The sequence below is a fragment of the Allokutzneria sp. A3M-2-11 16 genome, assembly GCF_024213555.1.
Classification (GTDB): Bacteria; Actinomycetota; Actinomycetes; order Mycobacteriales; family Pseudonocardiaceae; genus Allokutzneria.
Genome location: NZ_JANAVO010000009.1, coordinates 164034 through 183870, shown reverse-complemented (window position 1 = coordinate 183870; position 19837 = coordinate 164034). Strand labels below are relative to the sequence as shown.

The window sequence follows — 19837 nt, the reverse complement described above, 5'->3', positions numbered from 1 at the left end:
GGGACACGTTCACGCGCGGCGAAGGAGCCCAGTCATGGATCTTCAACCGGACGACCCCGGACCGCTGCCCGTGGTGGTCAGCGCGATCGGCATGCTCCGCACCGGCGCGGTCGAGGGCACCTCGGATCAGCTGGACGCGTTGGTGGAGCAGGGAACCGACTGGGTGCGCGCGGCCACCGGGATGCTCGCCATCGCCGACGCGGACATGCTCTGCGGGCTGGCCGACAGCACGGAGGACGCGGGGCTGGACTCCGGTTTCGTCGAGGTGCTGGCCGCAGACGGAGAGCAGGTGGCGATCGACGAGGTGGCCCCGCCGCTGCGGGCCGCGCTGCGCACGGTGCTCGCCCACGCCTACGGCGACCCGGAGTCGGCCGACGAGCAGATGCGGCTGGCCTTCCTCGACGGCGACCCGGCGACCGGCAAGCACGTCCTCGCGCACACCGTGCTGTGGACGGCTCAGCTCATGGACGTCTGCGAGGAACGCGCCGTGCCGGTGCCGTCGTGGCTCAAGTCCGGTGGGTTCGCGTGATCTTCTGCTGGTGCGCGGGCTCCAGGATGATCCGCTGCGAGCGCCGCCCGGTGGTGACCAGCCACGCCCACTCGATCAGCACCGCGGCCCGGTTGCGCCAGCCCACCAGGAAAGCCAGGTGCACCACCGCCCACGCGAGCTTGCCCGCGAACCCGGTCAGCTTCAGCCCGCGCACGTCCGCGACGGCGTCGCCGGGGGAGACGGTGGCCATCGTGCCGCGGTCGTTGTAGCGGAACGGCCCCGGCGGCGGGCTCCCGGCCAGCCGCGCGGCGATCGCCTTCGCCACGTACCGGCCCTCCTGGATGGCGGGCGCGGCGACGCCGGGGATCTCGTTCAGGCTGATCATGTCGCCGATCGCGAAGACCTCGGGGTGGCCGGGGACCGCGCAGTCCGGCCCGACCAGGAGGCGGCCCTTGCGGTCGGACTCCGCGCCGGTCGCCTTCGCCAGCTCCTCGGCCAGCGGCGACGCCTTCACCCCGGCCGACCAGATCACGGTCCGCGCGGGCAGCCGTTGCGCCCCGGGCTCGTACACGACACCGTCGCCGTCGACACCGGTCACCTTCTTGCCGAGCCGGACCTCGACGCCGAGCTTCTCCAGCTTCCGCCGGGTGTGCTCGCGCAGCTTCGGCGGGAACGGCGGCAGCACCGAGTCCACGGCGTCCAGCAGGACGACCCGCACGCGGGTGGGGTCGAGCAGCCCCTGGAACTGCTTGCGCAGCGTGCGTTTGGCCATCGCGGCGACCTGCCCGGCGAGCTCGACCCCGGTGGGCCCCGCGCCGACGATGGCGATCGTCATCCAGCGGTCGCGCTCCGCGGAGTCCTCGGCGGCCGCGGCGTTCTCGAAGGCCGACAGCAGGCGGGAGCGCAGGTCGACCGCGTCGGCGAGGGTCTTCATCGGCCGCGCCACCTCGCGCCACTCGTCGTGGCCGAAGTAGCTGTCGGTGGCGCCCGCGGCGACGATCAGCGTGTCGTAGCCCAGTTTCCGGCTCGCCCCGTCGGAGAGGACGACCTCGACCTCCTTGCCCGCGGTGTCGAAGCCGACCACCTCGCCGAGCAGCACCTTCGCGTTGCGCTGCCCGCGCAGCACGTCGCGAATCGCGGGGGCCACGTCGCCCGCCGGCAGCAGGGCGGTCGCCACCTGGTAGAGCAGCGGCTGGAACAGGTGGTGGTTCATCCGGTCGACGACCGTGACCTCGACGGGAGCGCCCTTGAGCGCCCGCGCCGCGGCCAGCCCTCCGAAGCCCGCTCCGACGATCACGACCCGGTGTGCGGCAGCAGTCATGCCACGCTGGTTACCCGTGCCGCTCCCTGCTACTCGTAGTGCGTCTCCAGATCATCCAGCCCGAGTGGATCTGGCGGACGGCCGTTTCCCGACAACCCAAGGAGATCCCGTGTTCACGCTCCGCCGACGACAGCGTGGCCTGGCGGCTGTGGCCCTGGCCCTGGTGGTGGCGTCCGCCCCGGCGGCGTCGGCCGCCCCGGCCACCTTCCAGCTCCCGGCCCCGACCGGGCGGCAGCAGGTGGGCGTCGTCGACCTGCACCTGGTCGACGCGAGCCGCCGCGATCCCTGGAAGCCCGAACGCGCGCGCGAGCTGATGGTCAGCGTCCGGTATCCCGCGCGGGACGCCGATCGGTTCCCCCGAGCACCGTGGATCACCCCCGGTCTCGCCGAGGTGCAGGACGGGTTCGGCGTGGGACTGGGGATTCCCAAGGGTTCGGTCGACTGGACAGCGGCGCGGACGCACGCGCGCTCTGGCGCACCGGCCGCGCACGGCAGGCATCCGGTCGTGCTCTACACCCCCGGTCTCGGCTTCCCGCGCTCCGCGCAGACCGCGATCCTCGACGACCTGGCGAGCCGCGGCTACGTCGTGGTCTCCGTGGACCACACCTTCGAGACGAACGTCGAGTTCCCCGGCGGGCGGGTCGAGGCGCCGGTGCGCTTGGAGATCGTGCCGGAGACGATGAAGAAGATCCTCGACGTCCGGGTCGCGGACACCCGCTTCGTGCTGGACAGCCTGGCGGCTGGGCCGTTGCCGCGGGGTCTCGGTGGCGCGCTCGACCTCGACAGGGTGGGCGTTTTCGGGCACTCCTACGGCGGTTTCACCGGTGGCGAGACGATGGTGCACGACCGGCGCGTCGACGCGGGCGTCAACCTCGACGGCTCCATGGCGTACGGGTTCGGCGAGCTGATGGGCCAGCCCTACCTGCCGGGCGAGGTCACCAAGCGCGGCCTCGACCGCCCCTTCCTGCTGATGGGCTCGGAGGCGATCGACCCGGCCACCGGCGAGCTGGTCCGGCACACCCACCTCAACCAGCACGACCGTTCCTGGCCGGAGTTCTGGGCCAACCAGCGCGGTTGGAAGCGGGATCTCCTGCTCGGGCGCAGCGGTCACATCGCATACACCGACTACCAGGTCGTCCTCCGGCAGCTGAAGCTCCCGGAAGAGCAGGTCAAGAAGCTGGTCGGAACGGTCGACGCCGGTCGTTCCGTCGCCGCGCAGCGGGCCTACGTGGCGGGCTTTTTCGACCTCCACCTGAAGAAGCGCGATACGGGCCTGTTCGCCGGTCCCTCGCCGACGCACCCGGACATCGCCTTCATCACTGATTAGAGCCCGTGCGAGCAGTCCACTGTGGACAGGGGTTGCGGAGAGGAGCGATGGGTATACGGGGTGGAGTCGCGGCACGGGGAGGAGCATGGAGATGGCGGAGATCAGCAGGTTGCCCGCACCGGTGGTCGAGGAGTGGGACTGGCAGCGGTACGGCTCCTGCCGGGGCACGGAGAGCGCGGTCTTCTTCCACCCCGACAACGAACGGGGGATGGCGCGGCGGCGGCGCGACGAGGCGGCGAAGAAGGTCTGCGCGCTCTGCCCGGTGATCGTCCGCTGCCGCGAGCACGCACTGGCGGTCGAGGAACCGTACGGGGTGTGGGGCGGGCAGGATGAGGACGAGCGCCGCGCGGAGGTGCTGGCCCGCAAGGGCCGGAGCCGGACCAAACGGCGGCACCACGCCGCGTGAGCGCACCCGTGCCCTAGGATGTGACACCGGCTGACGATCATGTGGGCTAAGTGTCACATCTGGAGGGTTTGTGGCTGGTCAGCGCGTTGTCGTCGTGGGTGCGGGCATCGTCGGCGCGAGCGTCGCGCACCACCTCACCGAGTGCGGGTTCACCGACGTGCTGGTGATCGACGCCCGCTCGGAGGGCACGCTGCCGGGTTCCACCGGCCTGGCCCCCGGACTGGTCGGCAGGCTCAGCTCCGACCGCGACCTGGCCCGGCTGGCGCTGGACAGCGTCGAGCTGTACGCGCGGCGCCCCGGCCAGTTCCACCCCGTGGGCTGCCTGGAGGTGGCCACCTCCGAAGCGCAGCTGACCGGCTTCGCCGACGACGTGCGCGACGGTGCCGCGTTGGGCATCGACGCGCGGGTGATCACCGCGTCCGAGGCCGCCGCGCTGGCCCCCGGCCTCGTCGACGATTCGGCGGAGGGGGCGCTGTTCATCCCGGGCGACGGAGCGGTGGACCCGGTCGCCGTGACCGCCTCGTTGATCGACTCCGCGCGCGGGCGCGGCGCCCAGTTCCGGTGGAGCAGCCCCGTTCGCCAGCTGGAGGAGCAGAGCGGCCGCGTCACCGGTGTGCGCCTGGACAACGGGGTCGTCCGCGCCGACACGGTGGTGCTCGCGGTCGGCATCTGGGGGCCGACGCTCGCCGCGACCGCGGGCGTTCAGGTGCCGATGGTCCCCGTTGAGCACCCGTACGCCTTCACCGCGCCGAGCGACGACCTCACCGGCGAAGCGCTCACGATGCCGATCGTGCGCTACCCGGAGCACGCGGTGTACTGCCGCACCCACGGCACGCGTTACGGCTTCGGCAGCTACGACCACGAGCCCGTCCCGGCCGCGCTCGGGGCCACGGCCGGGCGGAGGTTCCGGGACAAGGTGTTCGAGCCCGCGCTGACCCGGGCGCGCAAGCTCGTGCCCGCGCTGCGCACGGCCGACGTGGAGAAGCGGATCAACGGCGTGTTCGCGCTGACCCCGGACGAGCTGCCGCTGGTGGGTCCGGCGCCGGAGGTGCGCGGCCTGTGGCTGGCGGAGGCGAGCTGGGTGACGCACGCGGGCGGCGTCGGCAAGCTGCTGGCCGAACAGCTGCTCGGCCTGTCCAGCGGCCTGGTCGACCCCGCGCGCCTCGCCCCGGCCCGCTTCGCGGGCTGGTCGGCGGATCGCGTCGCCAAGGCGGCACTGCCGCACTACCGGGGGATCTACCTCACCCACTGAGCCCGTTCACGGCGAGCGGCGGCAGAGCTGGTCGGCCAGCCGCGTCGTCTGCGGGACGCGGTACTTCGGAGTCAGTCGCAGCGTCAACGCGCACGCGCTGTCCAGGTCCGTCCGGTGGCCGACCGAGACGAAAACCGGCTTCACACCGTCCTGCGTGCGCAACGCGGCGCCGACCTCGCCGCCGTCGTCGTGCAGCAGCGGAGCGCGCTCACCCCGCTTCGGCCCCGGCATCTCGAAGCGGCCCAGCGGGGTCTTCGCGACGCCGATCGCGGCCAGTCCGGTGATCACTCCGAGGTGGCACGCCAGCCCGAACCTCCTCGGGTGCGCGAGTCCTTGACCGTCGCAGACAAGGACATCCGGTGCTTCGTCGAGCCCGTCGAGCGCGGCCAGCAGCGTCGGGATCTCGCGGAACGCGAACAACCCCGGGATGTAGGGGAAGGTGGTCTCGCCCTCCGCGACGCTGGTCTGCACCACGTCGAGGGTGGCCACCTCAAGCACGACCGCCGCCGCGACGATCCGGTCCCCGGTGTAGTCGACGTCCAGGCCGACCGCGGTGCGCGCCGCGCTCACGTCCGGTCCGGCCAGCTCCACCCGGTGCCGCAGCCGCTCCTGCACTTCGACCGCCTCGGCCACGCTCCCCGGCGCCCGCACTCCGCCCACCACTTTTGCCCGTTTCGTACTCATAGCAGGAAAGAGAGCGCTCCCAATTCCCGCTATGAGTACGAAACGGGATTGGTTTGGACCATTGGGCGGGGGAGGGGTGGGAGCGATGTGGTGTGCACGGGGGGATTTTAGCCGGTCGAGGTGCTTCGCGTGGGGCCGAAGGGGCGGCGGTGGGACGTGCGGGCCGCGTTGGATGGAGCGCATGTGGGTTGATCTTCCAGAGGCCGAGCTGCGCGCCTATCGCAGTTCGCAGACCGATCCGGCCGACTTCGACGCGTTCTGGGAGCGCACGTTGAGCGAGTCCCGGCGCTACGACCTGGCGGTCGACGTCGTGCCGGTGGAGTCGGGGCTGCGCACGGTGGACGTCTTCGACGTGACGTTCCCTGGCTTCGACGGGCAACCGGTCAAGGCGTGGCTGCGCCTGCCCGCGCACCGGGACGGCCCTCTGCCCGCGGTCGTGGAGTTCCTCGGCTACGGCGGTGGGCGGGGGCATCCGTTGGAGAGCCTGTTGTGGTCCTCGGCCGGGTTCGCGCACCTGGTGATGGACACGAGGGGGCAAGGCTCCACGTGGACGACGGGTGACACGCCGGATCCGGTCGGCAGTGGCCCGGCGTTCCCGGGCGTGATGACGAGAGGCATCGAGAGCCCCGACACCTACTACTACCGCCGCGTGTTCACCGACGCGGTCCGCGCCATCGAAGCGATGCGGAGCTTGCCGGAGGTCGACAGCGAGCGAATCGCCTTGTACGGCAACAGCCAGGGCGGCGGCATCGCGATCGCCGCGGCGGCGCTGGACGGAGCGGTGTCGGCGCTCGTGGCACGCGTGCCGTTCCTGTGCGACTTCCCACGAGCGCCCGTCATCACCAATCGCGCGCCGTACCGCGAGATCGCGCAGTACCTGAAGATCCACCGGCACGCGGTGCAGCGAGTGCACGACACGCTCAGCTACTTCGACGGCGTCAACTTCGCGCGGCGCGGCACGGCGCCCGCGTGGTTCTCCGCGGCGTTGATGGACGCGACCTGCCCACCGTCCACTGTGTTCGGAGCCTTCAACGCTTACACCGGACCCAAGACGATCACCGTCTGGCCGTACAACGAGCACGAGGGCGGTGGCGTCGAGGACGAGGCGATCGCGCTCGCCGCACTCCGCGAGGTCTTCAAGTACACCTGACCCCCGGGCGGTTCCCCCGTCTTCAAGTACCGCCCACCCCCGCTCCCGACGTCGCCAACCGCAGCGAACCCGGGGGTTGGGGGTGGTTCGCGATGCGCTGGGAGGGGGTTCGGGGGACTTGAAGACCGCCCTACTCCGGGTGATGGGAGGCGTGAGCGTCACTAGCTCGGTGGACATGTGGCCGTGGCGGAGCTGCCTGAAGCTGTTTCACGACCCATCATGGTGGGCACGCAATTGTGGAGGGTTCGCGCGCTAGGGAGGCTGGGATGGCTGGTAAGCACGCCAAACCCGATCCCACCTTGCTCGACGGCCGCTACCAGCTCGAAGAACCGATCGGCCACGGCTGCGGCGCGGACGTCTTCCGGGCCACCGACACGATGCTGGACCGGCCGGTCGCGGTGAAGATCTTCCGCGGCGGCGCGCGGCAGCGGTTCCGCACCGAGTGCTCGGTGTCAGCGCGGCTGAGTCATCCCAACGTGGCCACGGTGTTCGACGCGGGCACGGACAACGGGCGGGACTACCTGGTGCTGCGCCTGGTCGAGGGGCGCACGCTGGCCGACAAGCTCGACTGGGGTCCGCTGGAGCCCGGGTGGGTCTGCCGGATGGGCGGGCTGGTCGCCGAGACGCTGGCGCACGTGCACGCCAACGGTTTCGCGCACGGCGAGGTCGAGCCGACCAACATCCTGCTCGGCCCCAACGAGCAGCCGTACCTCGCGGGCTTCGGCAGCGCACGGTCCACTTCGGACTCCGCTGTGGACAACGCGGCCGATGTCCGCGCGCTCGGGCTGGTGCTGCTGGAGGCGGTCGGTCCCCGGCCGCCCGAGGTGATCAAGGCGATGCTCGCGGAGCAGCCGCCCGGCGCGGCCGAGTGCGCGCGGCGGTTGAGCGCGACCGCGCGGAGGCTCGGCGCCGCCCCGATGCTGCCGGTGTGTTCGGTGCGTCCCCCGTCGGCTGCCCCCGCGCCCCCGCCGGAGCCGGCGCGGCGGCGCGGGCTCGCGATGATTCTGGCGAGCGGGTTCGCCGTCACGTCATTGTTCGTCTTTCCCGCCGGAGTGCTCGACGCGACCACTCCCGCTCCCGTACCGCCGAGTGTCGTAATGCGGTAAAAGACCTGGTCAGAGCGATAATTGTCAGCTCGGTGAGTAATGCGTGACGCGCATTTTGTCATTGTTCTGATAATGCTTTATCGGTAATTTGCCGGTAACCTACCGACGAGTAGATAACCCTGTGCTCTTCTCGCCGTTGGGAGTTCTCCCGTGAACAGACCAGTGATGGCGCTCGGTGTCGTCGCCGGGCTCGGTGCCGCCCTGCTCGGGATCGGCGGGGGCGTCGCGGTCGCCGGCCCGGTCAGCACGACGCTCACCTACAGCTGCGACTTCCCGTTGATCGGCCCCTACGACGTCAGCACCAAGATCGATGTCACGCTGCCCGACTCCGGAACTGTCGGACAGCCTATCCAGGCAACGGATCTGAAGGTCACCGTCACCGTGCCCGAGGACGTGGTGGCCGCGCTCGCGATCTTCGAGGCCGCCACCGTCGCGGGCTCGGCCACCGCGGGCGCCGTGGTCACCGACAGCGGTGGCCAGGCGCAGGACCTCGTGCTCGCGCTGACCGTGCCCAGCGCGGTGATCCCGCCGACCGGTCCGCTGCCCGTGCTCGCGACCGGCACCGTGCCGCCCGCGACCGTGACCAAGGCGGGCACCGCGACGGTGGCGGTCGCCCCGACCTACAAGGCGACGCTGACCCCGAGGAAGGCCGACGGCTCCGAGACCGACCTCGGCACCTTCGACCTGCCCTGCACCGCCAACCCCGCCACCCAGGACCGCACCCTCGGCACCATCGCGATTGGATGAGGACCGCGGTCCTCGCGGTCGCCCTGGTCGCCGTCCTGGTGACCGCGTCGGCCTCGGCAGGCGGCGCCACCCGCCCAGTACCAGTGGCGCCCGCCTGCCCCTCCTGCGAAGCGCTCACCCCGATCGACTTCAAGATCGTCGGGAAGTCGACGATGGCGAAGCTCAGGTCCGACCTGGCGATGGGGCCGGGGGAGATGCGCACCCTGCTCGACGCCAAGACCGGCGACGTCACCGGCGATCTGATCCTGCCGCCGTCGCCGGGCTACTTCATCGTGTTCGGCTTCACCCCTGCTACGTCCACTGTGGACTTCATCCCCGAGGGCAGGACGGTCGGCAAGATCGTCCGTGGCGTGCTCAACACCGTCTCCAAGGTCACCATCCGGCTGCGCGAAGTGAAGGTGGCGGGCGTGCCATTGGACGTCGGCCCGAACTGCCGCACCGCGACGCCCGTGGTGATCGAGCTGACCAGCGGCCCGTCACCGCCGCCGTTCGTGCCACCGCGCCTGCTCAAACCGCTCTACGGCACCTTCACCATGCCGGCCTTCACGGGGTGTGGCGCGAAGGAACCCCTGGACTCGCTGTTGACCGGGCTGATCTCCGGGCCTGGCAACGCGATCCGCGTCGAGCTGACCCACATCCCCCGGTGAGGAACCATGTTCCAGCGGCTGCTCGGCCTGGTGCTGCTGATCGTGTTGGTCGCCGTGCCCGCGCTGACCGTGGCGGTCTACCGCGACGCCTTCACCACCTCCGTGACCGTGACCCTGCGGACCGACCACACCGGCAACCAGCTGTCCGTGGCCTCCGACGTGAAGGTCAACGGGTTGCTGGTGGGAGAGGTCCGGCGGGTGTCGAGCCGCGGCGACGGTGCGGAACTGGAGCTCGCACTGCACCCGGACAAGAGCATTCCCCGGGACTCCACCGCTCGGCTGCTGCCCAAGACGTTGTTCGGTGAGCGCTATGTGGCGCTGCGGCCCGGAACCGGCGCGCCATTGCTTGAAGGGGACGTGATCGGGCAGGACCGCAGCAGTTCCGCCATCGAGCTGGAGCAAGTGCTCGCAGGTGTCATGCCGACCCTGCGAGCACTCCAGCCACAGAAGCTCGCGGTCACGCTGAGCGCGATTTCCCAGGCGCTGCAAGGACGTGGCGCGCAGCTGGGGCGGACGCTGGTGCAGCTGGACGCCTACCTGAAACAGCTGAACCCGCATCTCCCGGAGTTCACCGACGGGCTCGGCAAGCTCGCGGAAGTGTCCACTGTGTACTCAGAAGCCGCGCCGGATCTGCTGGAGGCGTTGCGGGAGTTGACGGTCACCAGTACGACGCTGGTCGAGCAGAAGGCCAACAACGACGCGCTCTTTCGCAGCGTCACCACCGCGTCCAACGACTTCGCGACCTTCCTCGACCGCAACGAACGGAACCTCATCCGCCTCGCTGCCGCGAGCCGTCCTCCGCTGGAGCTGTTCGGCCAGTACTCGCCGTCCTTCCCGTGCACGTTGGAGACACTGGTCAAGCTGAAACCCGTGCTGGACAAAGCTTTCGGCAAGGGGACAGTAAAACCGGGACTGCGCGTGTCGGTCCGGCCCGCGTCATCGAGGGGCGCGTACGTGCCCGGCAAGGACACGCCTCGCTACGACGCCAAGGGTGGACCGAAGTGCTACCCGTTCGGCCAGTCGCGGTTCGTGCCGATCTCCGCGGACGGTGACCTCGGCGTGCCGAACTCGCCGCAGGAGCGGGATGTGGTCGCCGTGCTGGTCGCTCCGTCGTTGGGTGTTACGCCGTCCGAAGTGCCGAACTGGAGCAGCGTGCTGCTCGGACCGATGCTGCGCGGAACGGAGGTGGCGGTCGGATGAGGGGAGTGGCCGCGCCGCTGGTCAAGCTCGCGATCTTCGCCACCGTGACGATCACCATGACCGTGGTGCTCGCGGTGACGATCAACGGGGCGAGCGTTGGGGACGGTGTGGGCTACCGGGCACGGTTCTCCGATGTCACCTCGCTCAACGAGGGTGATGACGTGCGGATGTCCGGTGTCCGGGTTGGACAGGTCGACTCCATGTCCCTTGTGGACGATCGTGTAGTCGAGGTGCGGTTCTCCGTGGCCGCCCGACGAAAGCTGCCCGCGTCCAGCCGTGCGGTGATCAAGTACCGGAACCTGGTTGGGCAGCGCTACCTCGCGCTCGAACCGGGCGACGGCGAACCCGGTGCGCTGCCGCCGGACGCGACGATCCCGCTGGAGCGCACCACGCCCGCGCTCGACCTGACCCTGCTGTTCAACGGGTTCAAGCCGTTGTTCCAGGCGCTGTCGCCCGAGGACGTCAACAAGCTGTCGATGCGGATCATCCAGGTGCTGCAAGGAGAAGGCGGGACCGTCAAGAGCCTGCTGGCCCACACCGCGTCGCTGACCTCCACGATCGCCGCCAAGGACAAGGTGATCGGCGAGGTGGTCGACAACCTCAATGCCGTCCTCAAGACCGTCAACGACCGCGGTGACCGTCTGTCCACGTTGGTCACAACTACGCAGCAGCTGGTCAGCGGCCTCGCCAAGGACCGCAAGCCGATCGGCGACGCGATCAGCGCGCTCGCGGACCTCACCGATGCCACGTCGGGATTGCTGGGCCAGGCACGTGAACCGCTGCGCAAGGACCTCGACGGGCTGCGCAAGCTGTCGGCGAACCTGACCGAGAACTCCGACGTGCTGGACGGCTTCCTCAAGCGCCTGCCGATGAAGTACGAGAACCTGGGACGGATCGCCTCCTACGGCTCTTGGTTCAACTTCTTCCTGTGCTCGGCGGACGCACCCGGCGTGCAACCCGCGCCCGGCGGTCCTCCGGTCGGCATTCCCCTGACCGCCGCGAGGTGTGGCGGATGAGACGCCGCGATCCTGTTGTCGTAGGCGCGATCGGGCTCGTCCTGATCGTCGCGGCGATGCTCGTCGCGTTCTTCGCTGAGGGGATCTTCGGTGGATCGAGGCACACTGCGGAGTTCACGGAGTCCGCGGGCCTCAAAGCGGACGATGAGGTCCGGGTTTCCGGGCTGCGCGTGGGAAGAGTGGTCGCGGTCGAGCTGGCAGGGGACCGCGTGCGGGTGATCTTCCGTGCTGGCGATGTCCGCCTCGGCGACCGGACTGCGGCGTCGATCCGGATCAAGAACCTGCTCGGGCAGAAGTACCTCGCGGTCGAGCCACGCGGCGAGGGCGTTCTCGCCGGACCGATTCCCCGTGATCGTACGTACTCGCCCTACGACGTGACCGAGGCGTTCTCCGGGCTGTCGAAGACGGTTAACCAGCTCGACACCAAGCAGCTCGCGAACGGTTTCCGGGCGCTGTCCGAGGCGTTCAAGGACACCCCGGAGGAGGTGCGAAAGGCCCTCGCCGGACTGTCCGCGCTGGCCACGACGATCTCTTCGCGTGACGCGCAGCTGGCGACTTTGCTGAGCAACACCGAACGGATCACCCGCACGCTCGCCGACCGCGACGGCGAGGTCGAGCGGTTGCTGAAGGACGGCAACCTGTTGCTGGCCGAGATCAGCAAGCGCAGGCAGGCGATCCGCGCTCTGCTGACCGGAGTGCGGGCGATGTCGAAGGAGCTGTCCGGGTTCGTCGACGACAACACGAAGCAGCTCGGACCTGCTTTGCAGGAGCTGGAGAAGCTCGCGGATGTGTTGCAGCGCAACCAGAACAACCTCGACAAAGGACTGTCGCTGTCCGGGCCGTTCTATCGGTTGATCGCCAACGCCACCGGTAACGGCAGGTGGATCGACAGCTATGTGTGCGGGCTCGTCCAGGCCCAGAACGGTTGTGTCCCACCGAAACCCACGGGAGGCACGCGATGAGGCGAATCCTGGTTCTCTCCGTCGTGGTCCTCCTCGTCGCGGCCACAGGAGCCTTGTGGGTGCTCAGTCCGCCGAGCACCCGGATCACCGCGTACTTCAGCGCAGCGGTCGGGGTGCACGAAGGAACGGACGTGCGCGTTCTCGGCGTCAAGGTCGGCAAAGTGCTCTCCGTCCACCCAGAACCGCAGCAGGTCAAGGTGATTCTCGTGGTGGACCACGATGTCGAGCTGCCCGCCGACGCGCATGGGGTCGTCGTGACGCCGACCGTGGTCAGCGATCGCTATGTCCAGTTGACGCCCGCGTACACCGGCGGGCCTCGCATAGCGCACGGCGCGGTGATTCCTGTGGAGCGCACTGCGACGCCGGTGGAGCTCGACCAGCTCTACGCGAGCCTGGACCGGATGACCACGGACCTCGGGCCGGGTGGAGCGAACAAGGACGGCGCGCTGTCGGAGCTGCTGGACACCGGTGCGGCCAACCTCAAGGGCAACGGAGCCGCGATGAACGAGATGATCAGCAAGCTCGGTCAGGCGGCGAAGACGCTGAACGACTCGCAGAAGGACCTGTTCGGCACGGTGAGCCACCTCCAGAAGTTCACGTCGATGCTTGCCCGCAACGACAGCCAGGTGCGGGCGGCCGAACGCCAACTCGCTGAGGTCACCGGGTTTCTGGCAGCTGACAAGGAAGATCTCGGTGCCGCGTTGGCCGAGCTCCCCGGCGCGCTGGCGAAGGTCCAGGGCTTCATCAAGGACAACCGGGTCCGCATCAAGTCCTCTGTGGACAAGCTGGCCGAGATCACGAAGGTGCTGGTGGCGCAGAAAGCGTCTCTGGCTGAAGCGCTCGACAGCGCGCCGCTCGCGGTGACCAACTTGATGAACGCCTACGACCCTGCGCGCAAGGTCCTGGACGGCCGGGTCAACATCAACGAGTTGTCTCCGTTGTTCCCGTTGCCGCCGGTAGGGGAGACGCGATGAGGAGAACACCGGCGTTGCTGGCAGTCCTGTTGCTGACCGCAGGATGCGTTGGCGCATATGACATTCCGCTTCCTGGTGGGGCAGACGTCGGCAGCAAGCCGTATCGGGTCACCGCGCAGTTCCGGGATGTGCTCGACCTCGTGCCACAGGCTGCGGTGAAGGTGAACGACGTCGCGGTCGGCCGGGTGGAGAGCATCGACCTCGCCGAGAACGAGTGGACCGCCGATGTGCGCCTCGTGCTCAACGGTGATGTGCGGCTGCCCGCCAACGCGGTGGCACAGCTGCGGCAGACCAGTTTGCTGGGCGAGAAGTACGTTGAGCTGGCCCACCCGAAGGAAGCACCGACCGGCACGCTCGCAGACGGAGCGGTGGTCCCCGTTGAGCGCAGCGGTCGCAACCCGGAGGTCGAAGAGGTCTTCGGCGCACTGGCGATGGTGCTCAACGGCGGCGGCGTGGCTCAGCTGAGGGACATCACCAGAGAGCTGAACGCGGCGCTCGGCGGGAACGAGAAGGAGGTCCGCTCGCTTCTGTCCACTGTGGAGTCATTCGTGCGCGGCCTCGACCAGAACCGAGGCAAGATCACCGCCGCGCTGGAAGGCGTGAGGAAGCTCTCCGCGACCCTGGACGCACGGCGCGAGCCGATCGGTGTCGCGCTGGACAAGCTGGAACCGGGCCTCAAAGTCTTCGCTGAGCAACGGGAATCGTTGACCACGATGGTGAAGGCGCTCGACCGGCTCTCCGGCGTCGCGGTCCGGACGATCAACGCGAGCAAGGACGACATGGTGGCCGGGTTGCGTGCACTCGAACCCACGCTGCGCAAGCTCGCCGAGTCCGGGCAGAAGCTCCCGCAGGCCCTCGAAGTGCTGCTGACCTACCCGTTCCCCGACTCCGCACTGGACGCGATCAAGGGCGATTACCTCAACGTCTTCCTGACCCTGGTGGTGCCGCGATGAGGACCAAGATCACGGCCTTCGTGCTGATCGCGCTGCTCGGCATCAGCTACGTCGGCGCGCGCTACGCCGGGCTGTTCGGGAGCAGCGGCTATGTGGTCCACGTGCGGCTCGCGGACTCGGGCGGGCTGTTCACCAACGCCGAGGTCACCTATCGCGGCGTGGCGGTCGGACGGGTCGGGCCGATGCGGCTCATCGCCGGAGGCGTCGAGGCGGACCTGGACATCCGGCCGGACACGCCGCCGATCCCCAGCGATGTGGCCGCGGTGGTGGCCAACCGATCCGCCGTGGGGGAGCAGTACATCGACTTGCGCCCCAAGGCTTCCGTCGGGCCGTTCCTCGCGGCGGGCTGGGTGATCACGGACACCAGTACGCCGAAGCCCGTCGAAGCACTTCTGACCAATTTGGACAGTTTCGTGCGGTCCGTGCCGAATGAGTCGCTGCGCACGGTGATCGATGAGCTGGGCACGGCTTTCCAGGGCTCCGCGACGAACTTGCAGGCCCTGCTCGACGCTGCGGGTGGCTTCACCGGCGCGGCCATCGAGAACCTGCCGCAGACCACGAGGCTGCTCATCGACGCGCCGACCGTGCTGCAAACGCAGATAGAGGAGAGCGAAGCGCTGAAGTCCTTCAGCGCCAATGCAAAGCTCTTCGCCCAGCAGCTGCGCTCCTCGGACGGTGATCTCCGCAAGCTGATCACCGCGGCGCCATTGGTGTCCGAGCAGGTCAGCGCGGTGATCAAGGAGAGCGGCCCCGGGCTCGGCACACTGATCGGCAACCTGCTGACCACCTCGGAGCTGTTGCTGGTGCGGCAGAACGGACTGGAGCAGCTGCTGGTCAAGGTTCCGCAGGCGGCGGCTGCCGGGTCCACTGTGGTCGGTGATGACGGACTCCACTTAGGACTCGCGGTCACGTTCTTCTCGCCGCTGCCCTGTGTCGCGGGCTATCAGGGCACGGAGTACCGCAATGGCCTGGACATCACGCCAGGCAAGCCGCTCAACACTGCGGCGAGCTGCAAAGCCCCGGCGAGCAGCGGTACCAATGTGCGCGGTGCGCAGAACGCGCCGAAGGGGGCGAGATGAGGGTCCTCATCGTGGTTCTGCTGCTCCTCGCCGGTTGCGCCGCGCCGGAGCCTCGCGAAGACGTGCTGCGAGCCGGGCAACGCGCGCTGGCGGTGTTCAACACGCTCGACCACCGCAACCTGGGCGAGGGACTGCGGCGCTGGCTGGACGAATCCACGGACGGGCTGCACGAGGAGTTCCGCCGGATCGACAAGGAACGGATCCGCCGGGCGGCGACGATCACCGAAGGCCGAGCGACCGACACAGCGCTGCTCCACCTGGACGATCGCACGGCCAAGCTGATCGCGGCCGTCGAGGTCACGGTCACCCCGGCAGACGGTGCGCCGGTCACCAAACGCGGCCGCTACCAGGCTGATCTCCGGCGTACACCCGCCGGTTGGAAGGCGTCCGCAGTCGCGCCCGTGCCGATCTCCGCCGACCAGGTGATCACCCATGAGGGCACCGACGAGATCGTGGAGGCGATGACGACGCTGTTCTCCCATCGCTTCGACGAGCCCGACCGCGGTCGGGACCTGTTGCGCGGCAAGGCGATTGAACAGCACAGGCGGATGTTCGAGCAAATCCGGGCACAGCGGCTCGTACTGGCGTCGAAGGTCGTGCGCGCCGGAGTCCGCGTGCGCGAAGGAGATCGCGCGGTCCTGCTGGTTTTCCTGGACCAGGCGCTGGAGCGCGCCGGTCAGACGAGCCTGGCCGCCGCCCAGGTCACGGTCACCACCGAACGCATCGACGGAAGGTGGCGCGTCACCGACCTGCAACCCCGATGAGGAGACCACAATGCGACGAGTCATCACGGTGCTCGCCACCGTGCCCCTGCTGCTCGGACTGCTCGGCACAGGCCCGGCCGCGGCCGCTGTCAAGATCGACTACGAGGTGACCGGGACCGACACCATCAAGAAGACCGGCTCCGCGCTGCACCTCGGCCCCGGCAGGCTGAACACGGAACTGGAGGCGTCGACCGGCTCGATCACCGGCACGTTGAGCCTGCCGCCGGTGCGCACCACGTTCACCGCGCTCGGATTCCTCCCCGTCGCGGCGAAGGTCGAGTTCCTCACCGTCGGCCAGACCACCGGCAAGATCGTCGCGGGCGTGGTCACCTCGCGCTCGGAGCTGCGGGTGAGGCTCAGCGACGTCACCGTGGGCGGAATCCCCGCGCTCGTCGGGGATTCCTGCCAGAGCCGCACGCCGATGGTGGTGGCGCTGACCTCCGAGCCCGGCTTCAACCCGATCCGCGGCGGCAAGCTCTCCGGTACGCACGAGCTTCCGCCGTTCGGCGGCTGCTTCCTCGCCGAACCGCTCATCAACCTCCTCGTGCCCGGCCCGGACAACGTGCTTTCGTTGGAACTGAAGCGAATCACCGGTTAGGCGGCTGGTTCCGGCGGCACTGGTGGAAATAACCTTCCCATGCCGCCGTCGTCGAGACTCCTTCACCGTTGGAAGGCAGCCGTGACAAGGTTGATCGACGCGGGCAGCCCGTGGGCCAAGCTGCCGAGCGAACTCGCACCCCTGATGCGCGCCCAGGTACCCGGTGTCACCGAGCAGATCCTCAGCCGGATCCAGGAGGAGATACCCGAGTACTCCAGGCCGCTGGACGGGCCGTTCGGGCACGCGATCACCAACGGCATCGAGCACGCGCTGATCCAGTTCGTGCACCGCGTCGCCGACCCGCGGACCCCGCTCGACCCGTGCGCGGAGATGTACCGGCGGCTCGGCTGCGGCGAGTTCCGCGAGGGCCGCAGCCTGGACACGTTGCAGGCCGCCTACCGGCTCGGCGCGCGGATCGCCTGGCGCAGCATGTCGGAGTTCGGCGAGCAGGTGCAGCTGTCCACCGCGACCATGCGGGCGCTCGGCGAGGCCGTTTTCGAGCACATCGACGACCTCGCCGCGCTCGCCGTCGAGGGCTACCTCGCGGCGCAGGCGAAGGCCAGCGGTTCGCGGGAACGCCGCCGCCGCAGGCTGTTGGAGCTGATCCTGGCGGAGCCGCCGACGCCCCGGCAGGTGATCTCGGAGCTGGCCGACGCGGTCGACTGGCCGCTGCCCGCGCGCGTGCACGTGGTCGCGCTGGACCCGTCCGGGGTACCCGAACCGTGGCTGGACGGCCCGATCCTCGCCGACCTGGAGGGTCCGGCGCCGCACCTGCTCGTGCCCGAGGGGATCGACTTCGACGAGCACCTCGGCGAGCTCCTGCGCGGCGGGCGTGCCGCTGTCGGGCCGCTCGCGGGGCTGGAGGAGGCGGCGGAGTCGCTGCGCTGGGCGCGGCGCGCGTTGCAGCTGGTCCGCGACGGGGTGCTGCCGGACGAGCCGATCCTGCGCTGTTCGGACCACCTGGCCAGCCTGTGGTTGGTGAGCGAGGCTTTCCTGCGCGACGCGCTGATCCGGAAGCGGCTGGCGCCCCTCGATCCCTTGACGCCTCGGCAATGGGAACGCCTGGCCGAGACGCTGCTCGCGTGGCTGGAGACCCGCAGCGGCGCGCCCGGCGTGGCGTCCCGGCTCGGCATCCACCCGCAGACCGTGCGCTACCGGTTGCACCAGCTGGAGGACCTGTTCGGGTCTGCGCTCAACGATCCCGGCGCGCGTTTCGAACTGGAAGTGGCGTTGCGCGCAGACCGGCTGGCCCGCGGTGACAAGGACATATAGTCGTCTCACGTGGACCTGCTAGCTGATCAGACCCCGCTCCCGGACGTCATCGACGAACGGCTGCGCGCGCAGTTGACCTTCGTGATCGAAGTGGACCGGCTCAAGACGATCCTGCGCCAGTCACCGTTGGCCGCCGCCGATCGCCGCGAGAACGACGCCGAGCACTCGTGGCACCTCGCGCTGATGGTGGTGCTGCTCGCGGAGCACTCCGATTCGCCGATCGACGTCGGGCACACCGTGAAGCTGGTGCTGCTGCACGATCTCGTCGAGATCTACGCGGGGGACACGCCGCTGTACTCGGATTCCTCTGACCAGCAGGAGCGAGAGGAGGCCGCCGCCGATCGGCTCTTCGGCCTGCTGCCCGCGGACCAGGCCGCATCGATGCGGGCGCTGTGGGACGAGTTCGAGGCTCGGGCCACCCCGGAGGCGCGGTTCGCGAAGGCCATGGATCGCCTGCAGCCGTTGCTGTTGAACTGGATGGCTCGCGGTGGCACGTGGAAGTCCCCCGGCGTCACCGCCGACACCGTGCGTTCCCGGAAGGCCGTGATCGGCGAGGCGTCCTCCGCGCTGTGGACTGCCGGTCAGGCGCTCATCGACGAGGGTGAGCGTCGCGGTTGGTCCGCCCCCGGCTCTGCCCCAACCCCCACCCCAACCTGACGCTTTTCCCGTTTCGTACTCATAGCGGGAAAGAGAGCGCTCCCAAATCCCGCTAAGAGTACGAAACGGGGTTCTTTAGACGGCCTCAGCCCGGGGGTGGGGGAAGGTCACGAGAAGGCGCATTGGGCTCAGTGTAAGGGATTCGGTGTGTGCTGTGCGCTCATCGCGGCCGTGCGGTTTGACTGAAAATTTAGTCAGGATTAGGGTTCGGGTGTGTTGTGACGGCGGTTCGTGAAGTCCGGGCTGATGGCGGCGGGTGGGTTGGTGCTGACGGAGGAGGGGCAGCCGCACAAGCGGACCTGGATGGCCTTCGGGCCCAGCGAGCGGGTCTGGGGTGCGCGCCTGCTGCCGCGGGTGCGGGAGGACCTGGCCAGGATCGCCACCACCATCGCGCGTGGTCGGCCGTTGCGGGTGGAGACCCTCGATGGGCCGGAAGTGTTGCGCGCCAACGACCCCGAGTTCGGTGATCCCAAGACCGATCCGGCCACCCGCGCCACCCTGGAGCGGCTGTTCCCCGGCAGGGAGGTCGTGCAGATCAACATCGACGCCCTCGCCGCGGGCGGCGGCGGAATCCACTGCACCACCCAGCAGGAGCCGGTCGACTGATGTCGAAGCGCCGAACCCAGATCCTGCGGGCCGCCGTCCGCGTCATCGCCCAGGACGGCGTCCGCGGGCTGCGCGTGGACAAGCTCGCCACCGAGGCGGGCGTGTCGACCGCGCTCATCTACTACCACTTCAAAGATCGTTCGGGCGTACTGCACAGCGCACTCGACCACATCAACCACAACGCATTGAGCTACACCGCGATCACCCTCGCCGCCGACCCCCTGGAACAACTCCAGGAAATGCTGCTGCTCGAACTCCAGGACACCGACGACGTTCGGGAGAACAGCATCGCCTGGGGCGAACTCCGGGCCAGCGCGGTGTTCGACCACGACCTGCGCGAGGCGTTGCGCGCCACCACGCGCCAGCGGAACGCCGATGTCGAAGCGCTGCTCCACCAGGCAGGCGTCACCGACGACCCGGCGCTCACCGCCGAACACCTCACCGTTCTCGTCGAAGGACTCAGCGAACGCTGGCACAGCGGCTCGATCACGGTGGAGCGCGCTCGCGAAATCCTCACCCGGGCCGTGCGGACTCTCGCGGGTCAATAGCAGAGGGCGACGGCGTTCGACTGTTCTTTTCCGGGTAGCGGAAGGCGCACTGCTGAAAAATTTCTTTCCCGATATTCA

General features: G+C 69.2%; 22 protein-coding genes. 20 read left to right on the top strand and 2 right to left on the bottom strand.

Going from position 1 to position 19837, the window contains the following annotated elements; translation table 11 throughout:
• The first annotated feature begins 34 nt into the window (after positions 1–34).
• The gene (locus NLX83_RS31850; RefSeq protein ID WP_254238929.1) at positions 35–529 is read left to right on the top strand and encodes a hypothetical protein; all 495 of its coding nucleotides are present in this window, start codon (positions 35–37) and stop codon (positions 527–529) included.
• On the opposite strand, the gene NLX83_RS31845 is transcribed toward NLX83_RS31850, so the two are convergent.
• Positions 507–1811 (bottom strand): NAD(P)/FAD-dependent oxidoreductase, encoded by a 1305-nt coding sequence (locus tag NLX83_RS31845; RefSeq protein ID WP_254238928.1) that lies wholly within the window; start codon positions 1809–1811, stop codon positions 507–509. The genes NLX83_RS31850 and NLX83_RS31845 overlap by 23 nt on opposite strands.
• 109 nt (positions 1812–1920) lie before the next feature.
• Between NLX83_RS31845 and NLX83_RS31840 the strand changes: the two genes are divergently transcribed.
• From NLX83_RS31840 to NLX83_RS31830, 3 genes are all read left to right on the top strand, one after another.
• Entirely contained in the window at positions 1921–3138 is a 1218-nt protein-coding gene (locus tag NLX83_RS31840; RefSeq protein ID WP_254238927.1) for an alpha/beta hydrolase family protein, read from the top strand.
• Between the two features lie 91 nt (positions 3139–3229).
• Complete coding sequence (locus NLX83_RS31835) at positions 3230–3544, top strand: WhiB family transcriptional regulator (protein WP_254238926.1); 315 nt, start codon at positions 3230–3232, stop codon at positions 3542–3544.
• A gap of 70 nt (positions 3545–3614) precedes the next feature.
• On the top strand, positions 3615–4796 hold the full coding sequence (locus NLX83_RS31830) for an NAD(P)/FAD-dependent oxidoreductase (RefSeq protein ID WP_254238925.1): 1182 nt from the start codon (positions 3615–3617) through the stop codon (positions 4794–4796).
• 6 nt (positions 4797–4802) lie between these two features.
• Here NLX83_RS31830 and NLX83_RS31825 read toward each other — a convergent pair whose 3' ends face one another.
• Positions 4803–5480 carry an endonuclease V gene (locus tag NLX83_RS31825; protein ID WP_254238924.1) on the bottom strand — a complete coding sequence of 226 codons (678 nt, stop codon included), beginning with the start codon at positions 5478–5480 and terminating at the stop codon, positions 4803–4805.
• 181 nt (positions 5481–5661) lie between these two features.
• Between NLX83_RS31825 and NLX83_RS31820 the strand changes: the two genes are divergently transcribed.
• From NLX83_RS31820 to NLX83_RS31745, 16 genes are all read left to right on the top strand, one after another.
• Positions 5662–6630: an acetylxylan esterase gene (locus tag NLX83_RS31820; RefSeq protein WP_254238923.1), complete on the top strand. Its 969-nt coding sequence runs from the start codon at positions 5662–5664 to the stop codon at positions 6628–6630.
• Positions 6631–6896: 266 nt separating this feature from the next.
• The gene (locus tag NLX83_RS31815) at positions 6897–7736 is read left to right on the top strand and encodes a serine/threonine-protein kinase (protein WP_254238922.1); all 840 of its coding nucleotides are present in this window, start codon (positions 6897–6899) and stop codon (positions 7734–7736) included.
• Positions 7737–7886: 150 nt separating this feature from the next.
• Complete coding sequence (locus NLX83_RS31810) at positions 7887–8483, top strand: DUF6801 domain-containing protein (protein ID WP_254238921.1); 597 nt, start codon at positions 7887–7889, stop codon at positions 8481–8483.
• Positions 8480–9130, top strand: a complete 651-nt coding sequence (locus NLX83_RS31805) for a hypothetical protein (RefSeq protein WP_254238920.1) — start codon at positions 8480–8482, stop codon at positions 9128–9130. Before NLX83_RS31810 ends, NLX83_RS31805 begins: the two co-directional genes overlap by 4 nt.
• Before the next feature lie 6 nt (positions 9131–9136).
• Positions 9137–10330 carry an MCE family protein gene (locus NLX83_RS31800; RefSeq protein ID WP_254238919.1) on the top strand — a complete coding sequence of 398 codons (1194 nt, stop codon included), beginning with the start codon at positions 9137–9139 and terminating at the stop codon, positions 10328–10330.
• A complete protein-coding gene (locus NLX83_RS31795; RefSeq protein ID WP_254238918.1) occupies positions 10327–11346 on the top strand; it encodes an MCE family protein in 1020 nt (339 codons plus the stop codon). Before NLX83_RS31800 ends, NLX83_RS31795 begins: the two co-directional genes overlap by 4 nt.
• Complete coding sequence (locus NLX83_RS31790) at positions 11343–12308, top strand: MCE family protein (protein ID WP_254238917.1); 966 nt, start codon at positions 11343–11345, stop codon at positions 12306–12308. Before NLX83_RS31795 ends, NLX83_RS31790 begins: the two co-directional genes overlap by 4 nt.
• Positions 12305–13282, top strand: a complete 978-nt coding sequence (locus tag NLX83_RS31785) for an MCE family protein (protein WP_254238916.1) — start codon at positions 12305–12307, stop codon at positions 13280–13282. Before NLX83_RS31790 ends, NLX83_RS31785 begins: the two co-directional genes overlap by 4 nt.
• Positions 13279–14235 carry an MCE family protein gene (locus tag NLX83_RS31780; protein WP_254238915.1) on the top strand — a complete coding sequence of 319 codons (957 nt, stop codon included), beginning with the start codon at positions 13279–13281 and terminating at the stop codon, positions 14233–14235. The genes NLX83_RS31785 and NLX83_RS31780 overlap by 4 nt, the downstream gene beginning before the upstream one ends.
• Positions 14232–15314: an MCE family protein gene (locus tag NLX83_RS31775; protein ID WP_254238914.1), complete on the top strand. Its 1083-nt coding sequence runs from the start codon at positions 14232–14234 to the stop codon at positions 15312–15314. Before NLX83_RS31780 ends, NLX83_RS31775 begins: the two co-directional genes overlap by 4 nt.
• Complete coding sequence (locus tag NLX83_RS31770; protein ID WP_254238913.1) at positions 15311–16078, top strand: hypothetical protein; 768 nt, start codon at positions 15311–15313, stop codon at positions 16076–16078. The genes NLX83_RS31775 and NLX83_RS31770 overlap by 4 nt, the downstream gene beginning before the upstream one ends.
• 10 nt (positions 16079–16088) lie before the next feature.
• Entirely contained in the window at positions 16089–16676 is a 588-nt protein-coding gene (locus NLX83_RS31765) for a hypothetical protein (RefSeq protein ID WP_254238912.1), read from the top strand.
• Between the two features lie 81 nt (positions 16677–16757).
• Positions 16758–17948: a helix-turn-helix domain-containing protein gene (locus NLX83_RS31760; RefSeq protein ID WP_254238911.1), complete on the top strand. Its 1191-nt coding sequence runs from the start codon at positions 16758–16760 to the stop codon at positions 17946–17948.
• 9 nt (positions 17949–17957) lie between these two features.
• The gene (locus NLX83_RS31755; RefSeq protein WP_254238910.1) at positions 17958–18605 is read left to right on the top strand and encodes an HD domain-containing protein; all 648 of its coding nucleotides are present in this window, start codon (positions 17958–17960) and stop codon (positions 18603–18605) included.
• A 264-nt stretch (positions 18606–18869) separates the two neighbouring features.
• A complete protein-coding gene (locus tag NLX83_RS31750; RefSeq protein ID WP_254238909.1) occupies positions 18870–19211 on the top strand; it encodes an agmatine deiminase family protein in 342 nt (113 codons plus the stop codon).
• Positions 19211–19759, top strand: a complete 549-nt coding sequence (locus tag NLX83_RS31745; protein ID WP_254238908.1) for a TetR/AcrR family transcriptional regulator — start codon at positions 19211–19213, stop codon at positions 19757–19759. Before NLX83_RS31750 ends, NLX83_RS31745 begins: the two co-directional genes overlap by 1 nt.
• Positions 19760–19837 lie beyond the last annotated feature (78 nt).

What these genes read in the sequence shown, in the direction of transcription:
- NLX83_RS31820 (WP_254238923.1), top strand. Translation starts at nt 5,662, where the DNA reads ATGTGGGTTGATCTTCCAGAGGCCGAGCTGCGCGCCTATCGCAGTTCG.
- NLX83_RS31775 (WP_254238914.1), top strand. Translation starts at nt 14,232, where the DNA reads ATGAGGACCAAGATCACGGCCTTCGTGCTGATCGCGCTGCTCGGCATC.
- NLX83_RS31850 (WP_254238929.1), top strand. Translation starts at nt 35, where the DNA reads ATGGATCTTCAACCGGACGACCCCGGACCGCTGCCCGTGGTGGTCAGC.
- NLX83_RS31770 (WP_254238913.1), top strand. Translation starts at nt 15,311, where the DNA reads ATGAGGGTCCTCATCGTGGTTCTGCTGCTCCTCGCCGGTTGCGCCGCG.
- NLX83_RS31800 (WP_254238919.1), top strand. Translation starts at nt 9,137, where the DNA reads ATGTTCCAGCGGCTGCTCGGCCTGGTGCTGCTGATCGTGTTGGTCGCC.
- NLX83_RS31790 (WP_254238917.1), top strand. Translation starts at nt 11,343, where the DNA reads ATGAGACGCCGCGATCCTGTTGTCGTAGGCGCGATCGGGCTCGTCCTG.
- NLX83_RS31780 (WP_254238915.1), top strand. Translation starts at nt 13,279, where the DNA reads ATGAGGAGAACACCGGCGTTGCTGGCAGTCCTGTTGCTGACCGCAGGA.
- NLX83_RS31825 (WP_254238924.1), bottom strand. Translation starts at nt 5,480, where the DNA reads ATGAGTACGAAACGGGCAAAAGTGGTGGGCGGAGTGCGGGCGCCGGGG.
- NLX83_RS31745 (WP_254238908.1), top strand. Translation starts at nt 19,211, where the DNA reads ATGTCGAAGCGCCGAACCCAGATCCTGCGGGCCGCCGTCCGCGTCATC.
- NLX83_RS31845 (WP_254238928.1), bottom strand. Translation starts at nt 1,811, where the DNA reads ATGACTGCTGCCGCACACCGGGTCGTGATCGTCGGAGCGGGCTTCGGA.
- NLX83_RS31785 (WP_254238916.1), top strand. Translation starts at nt 12,305, where the DNA reads ATGAGGCGAATCCTGGTTCTCTCCGTCGTGGTCCTCCTCGTCGCGGCC.
- NLX83_RS31805 (WP_254238920.1), top strand. Translation starts at nt 8,480, where the DNA reads ATGAGGACCGCGGTCCTCGCGGTCGCCCTGGTCGCCGTCCTGGTGACC.
- NLX83_RS31795 (WP_254238918.1), top strand. Translation starts at nt 10,327, where the DNA reads ATGAGGGGAGTGGCCGCGCCGCTGGTCAAGCTCGCGATCTTCGCCACC.
- NLX83_RS31815 (WP_254238922.1), top strand. Translation starts at nt 6,897, where the DNA reads ATGGCTGGTAAGCACGCCAAACCCGATCCCACCTTGCTCGACGGCCGC.
- NLX83_RS31835 (WP_254238926.1), top strand. Translation starts at nt 3,230, where the DNA reads ATGGCGGAGATCAGCAGGTTGCCCGCACCGGTGGTCGAGGAGTGGGAC.
- NLX83_RS31765 (WP_254238912.1), top strand. Translation starts at nt 16,089, where the DNA reads ATGCGACGAGTCATCACGGTGCTCGCCACCGTGCCCCTGCTGCTCGGA.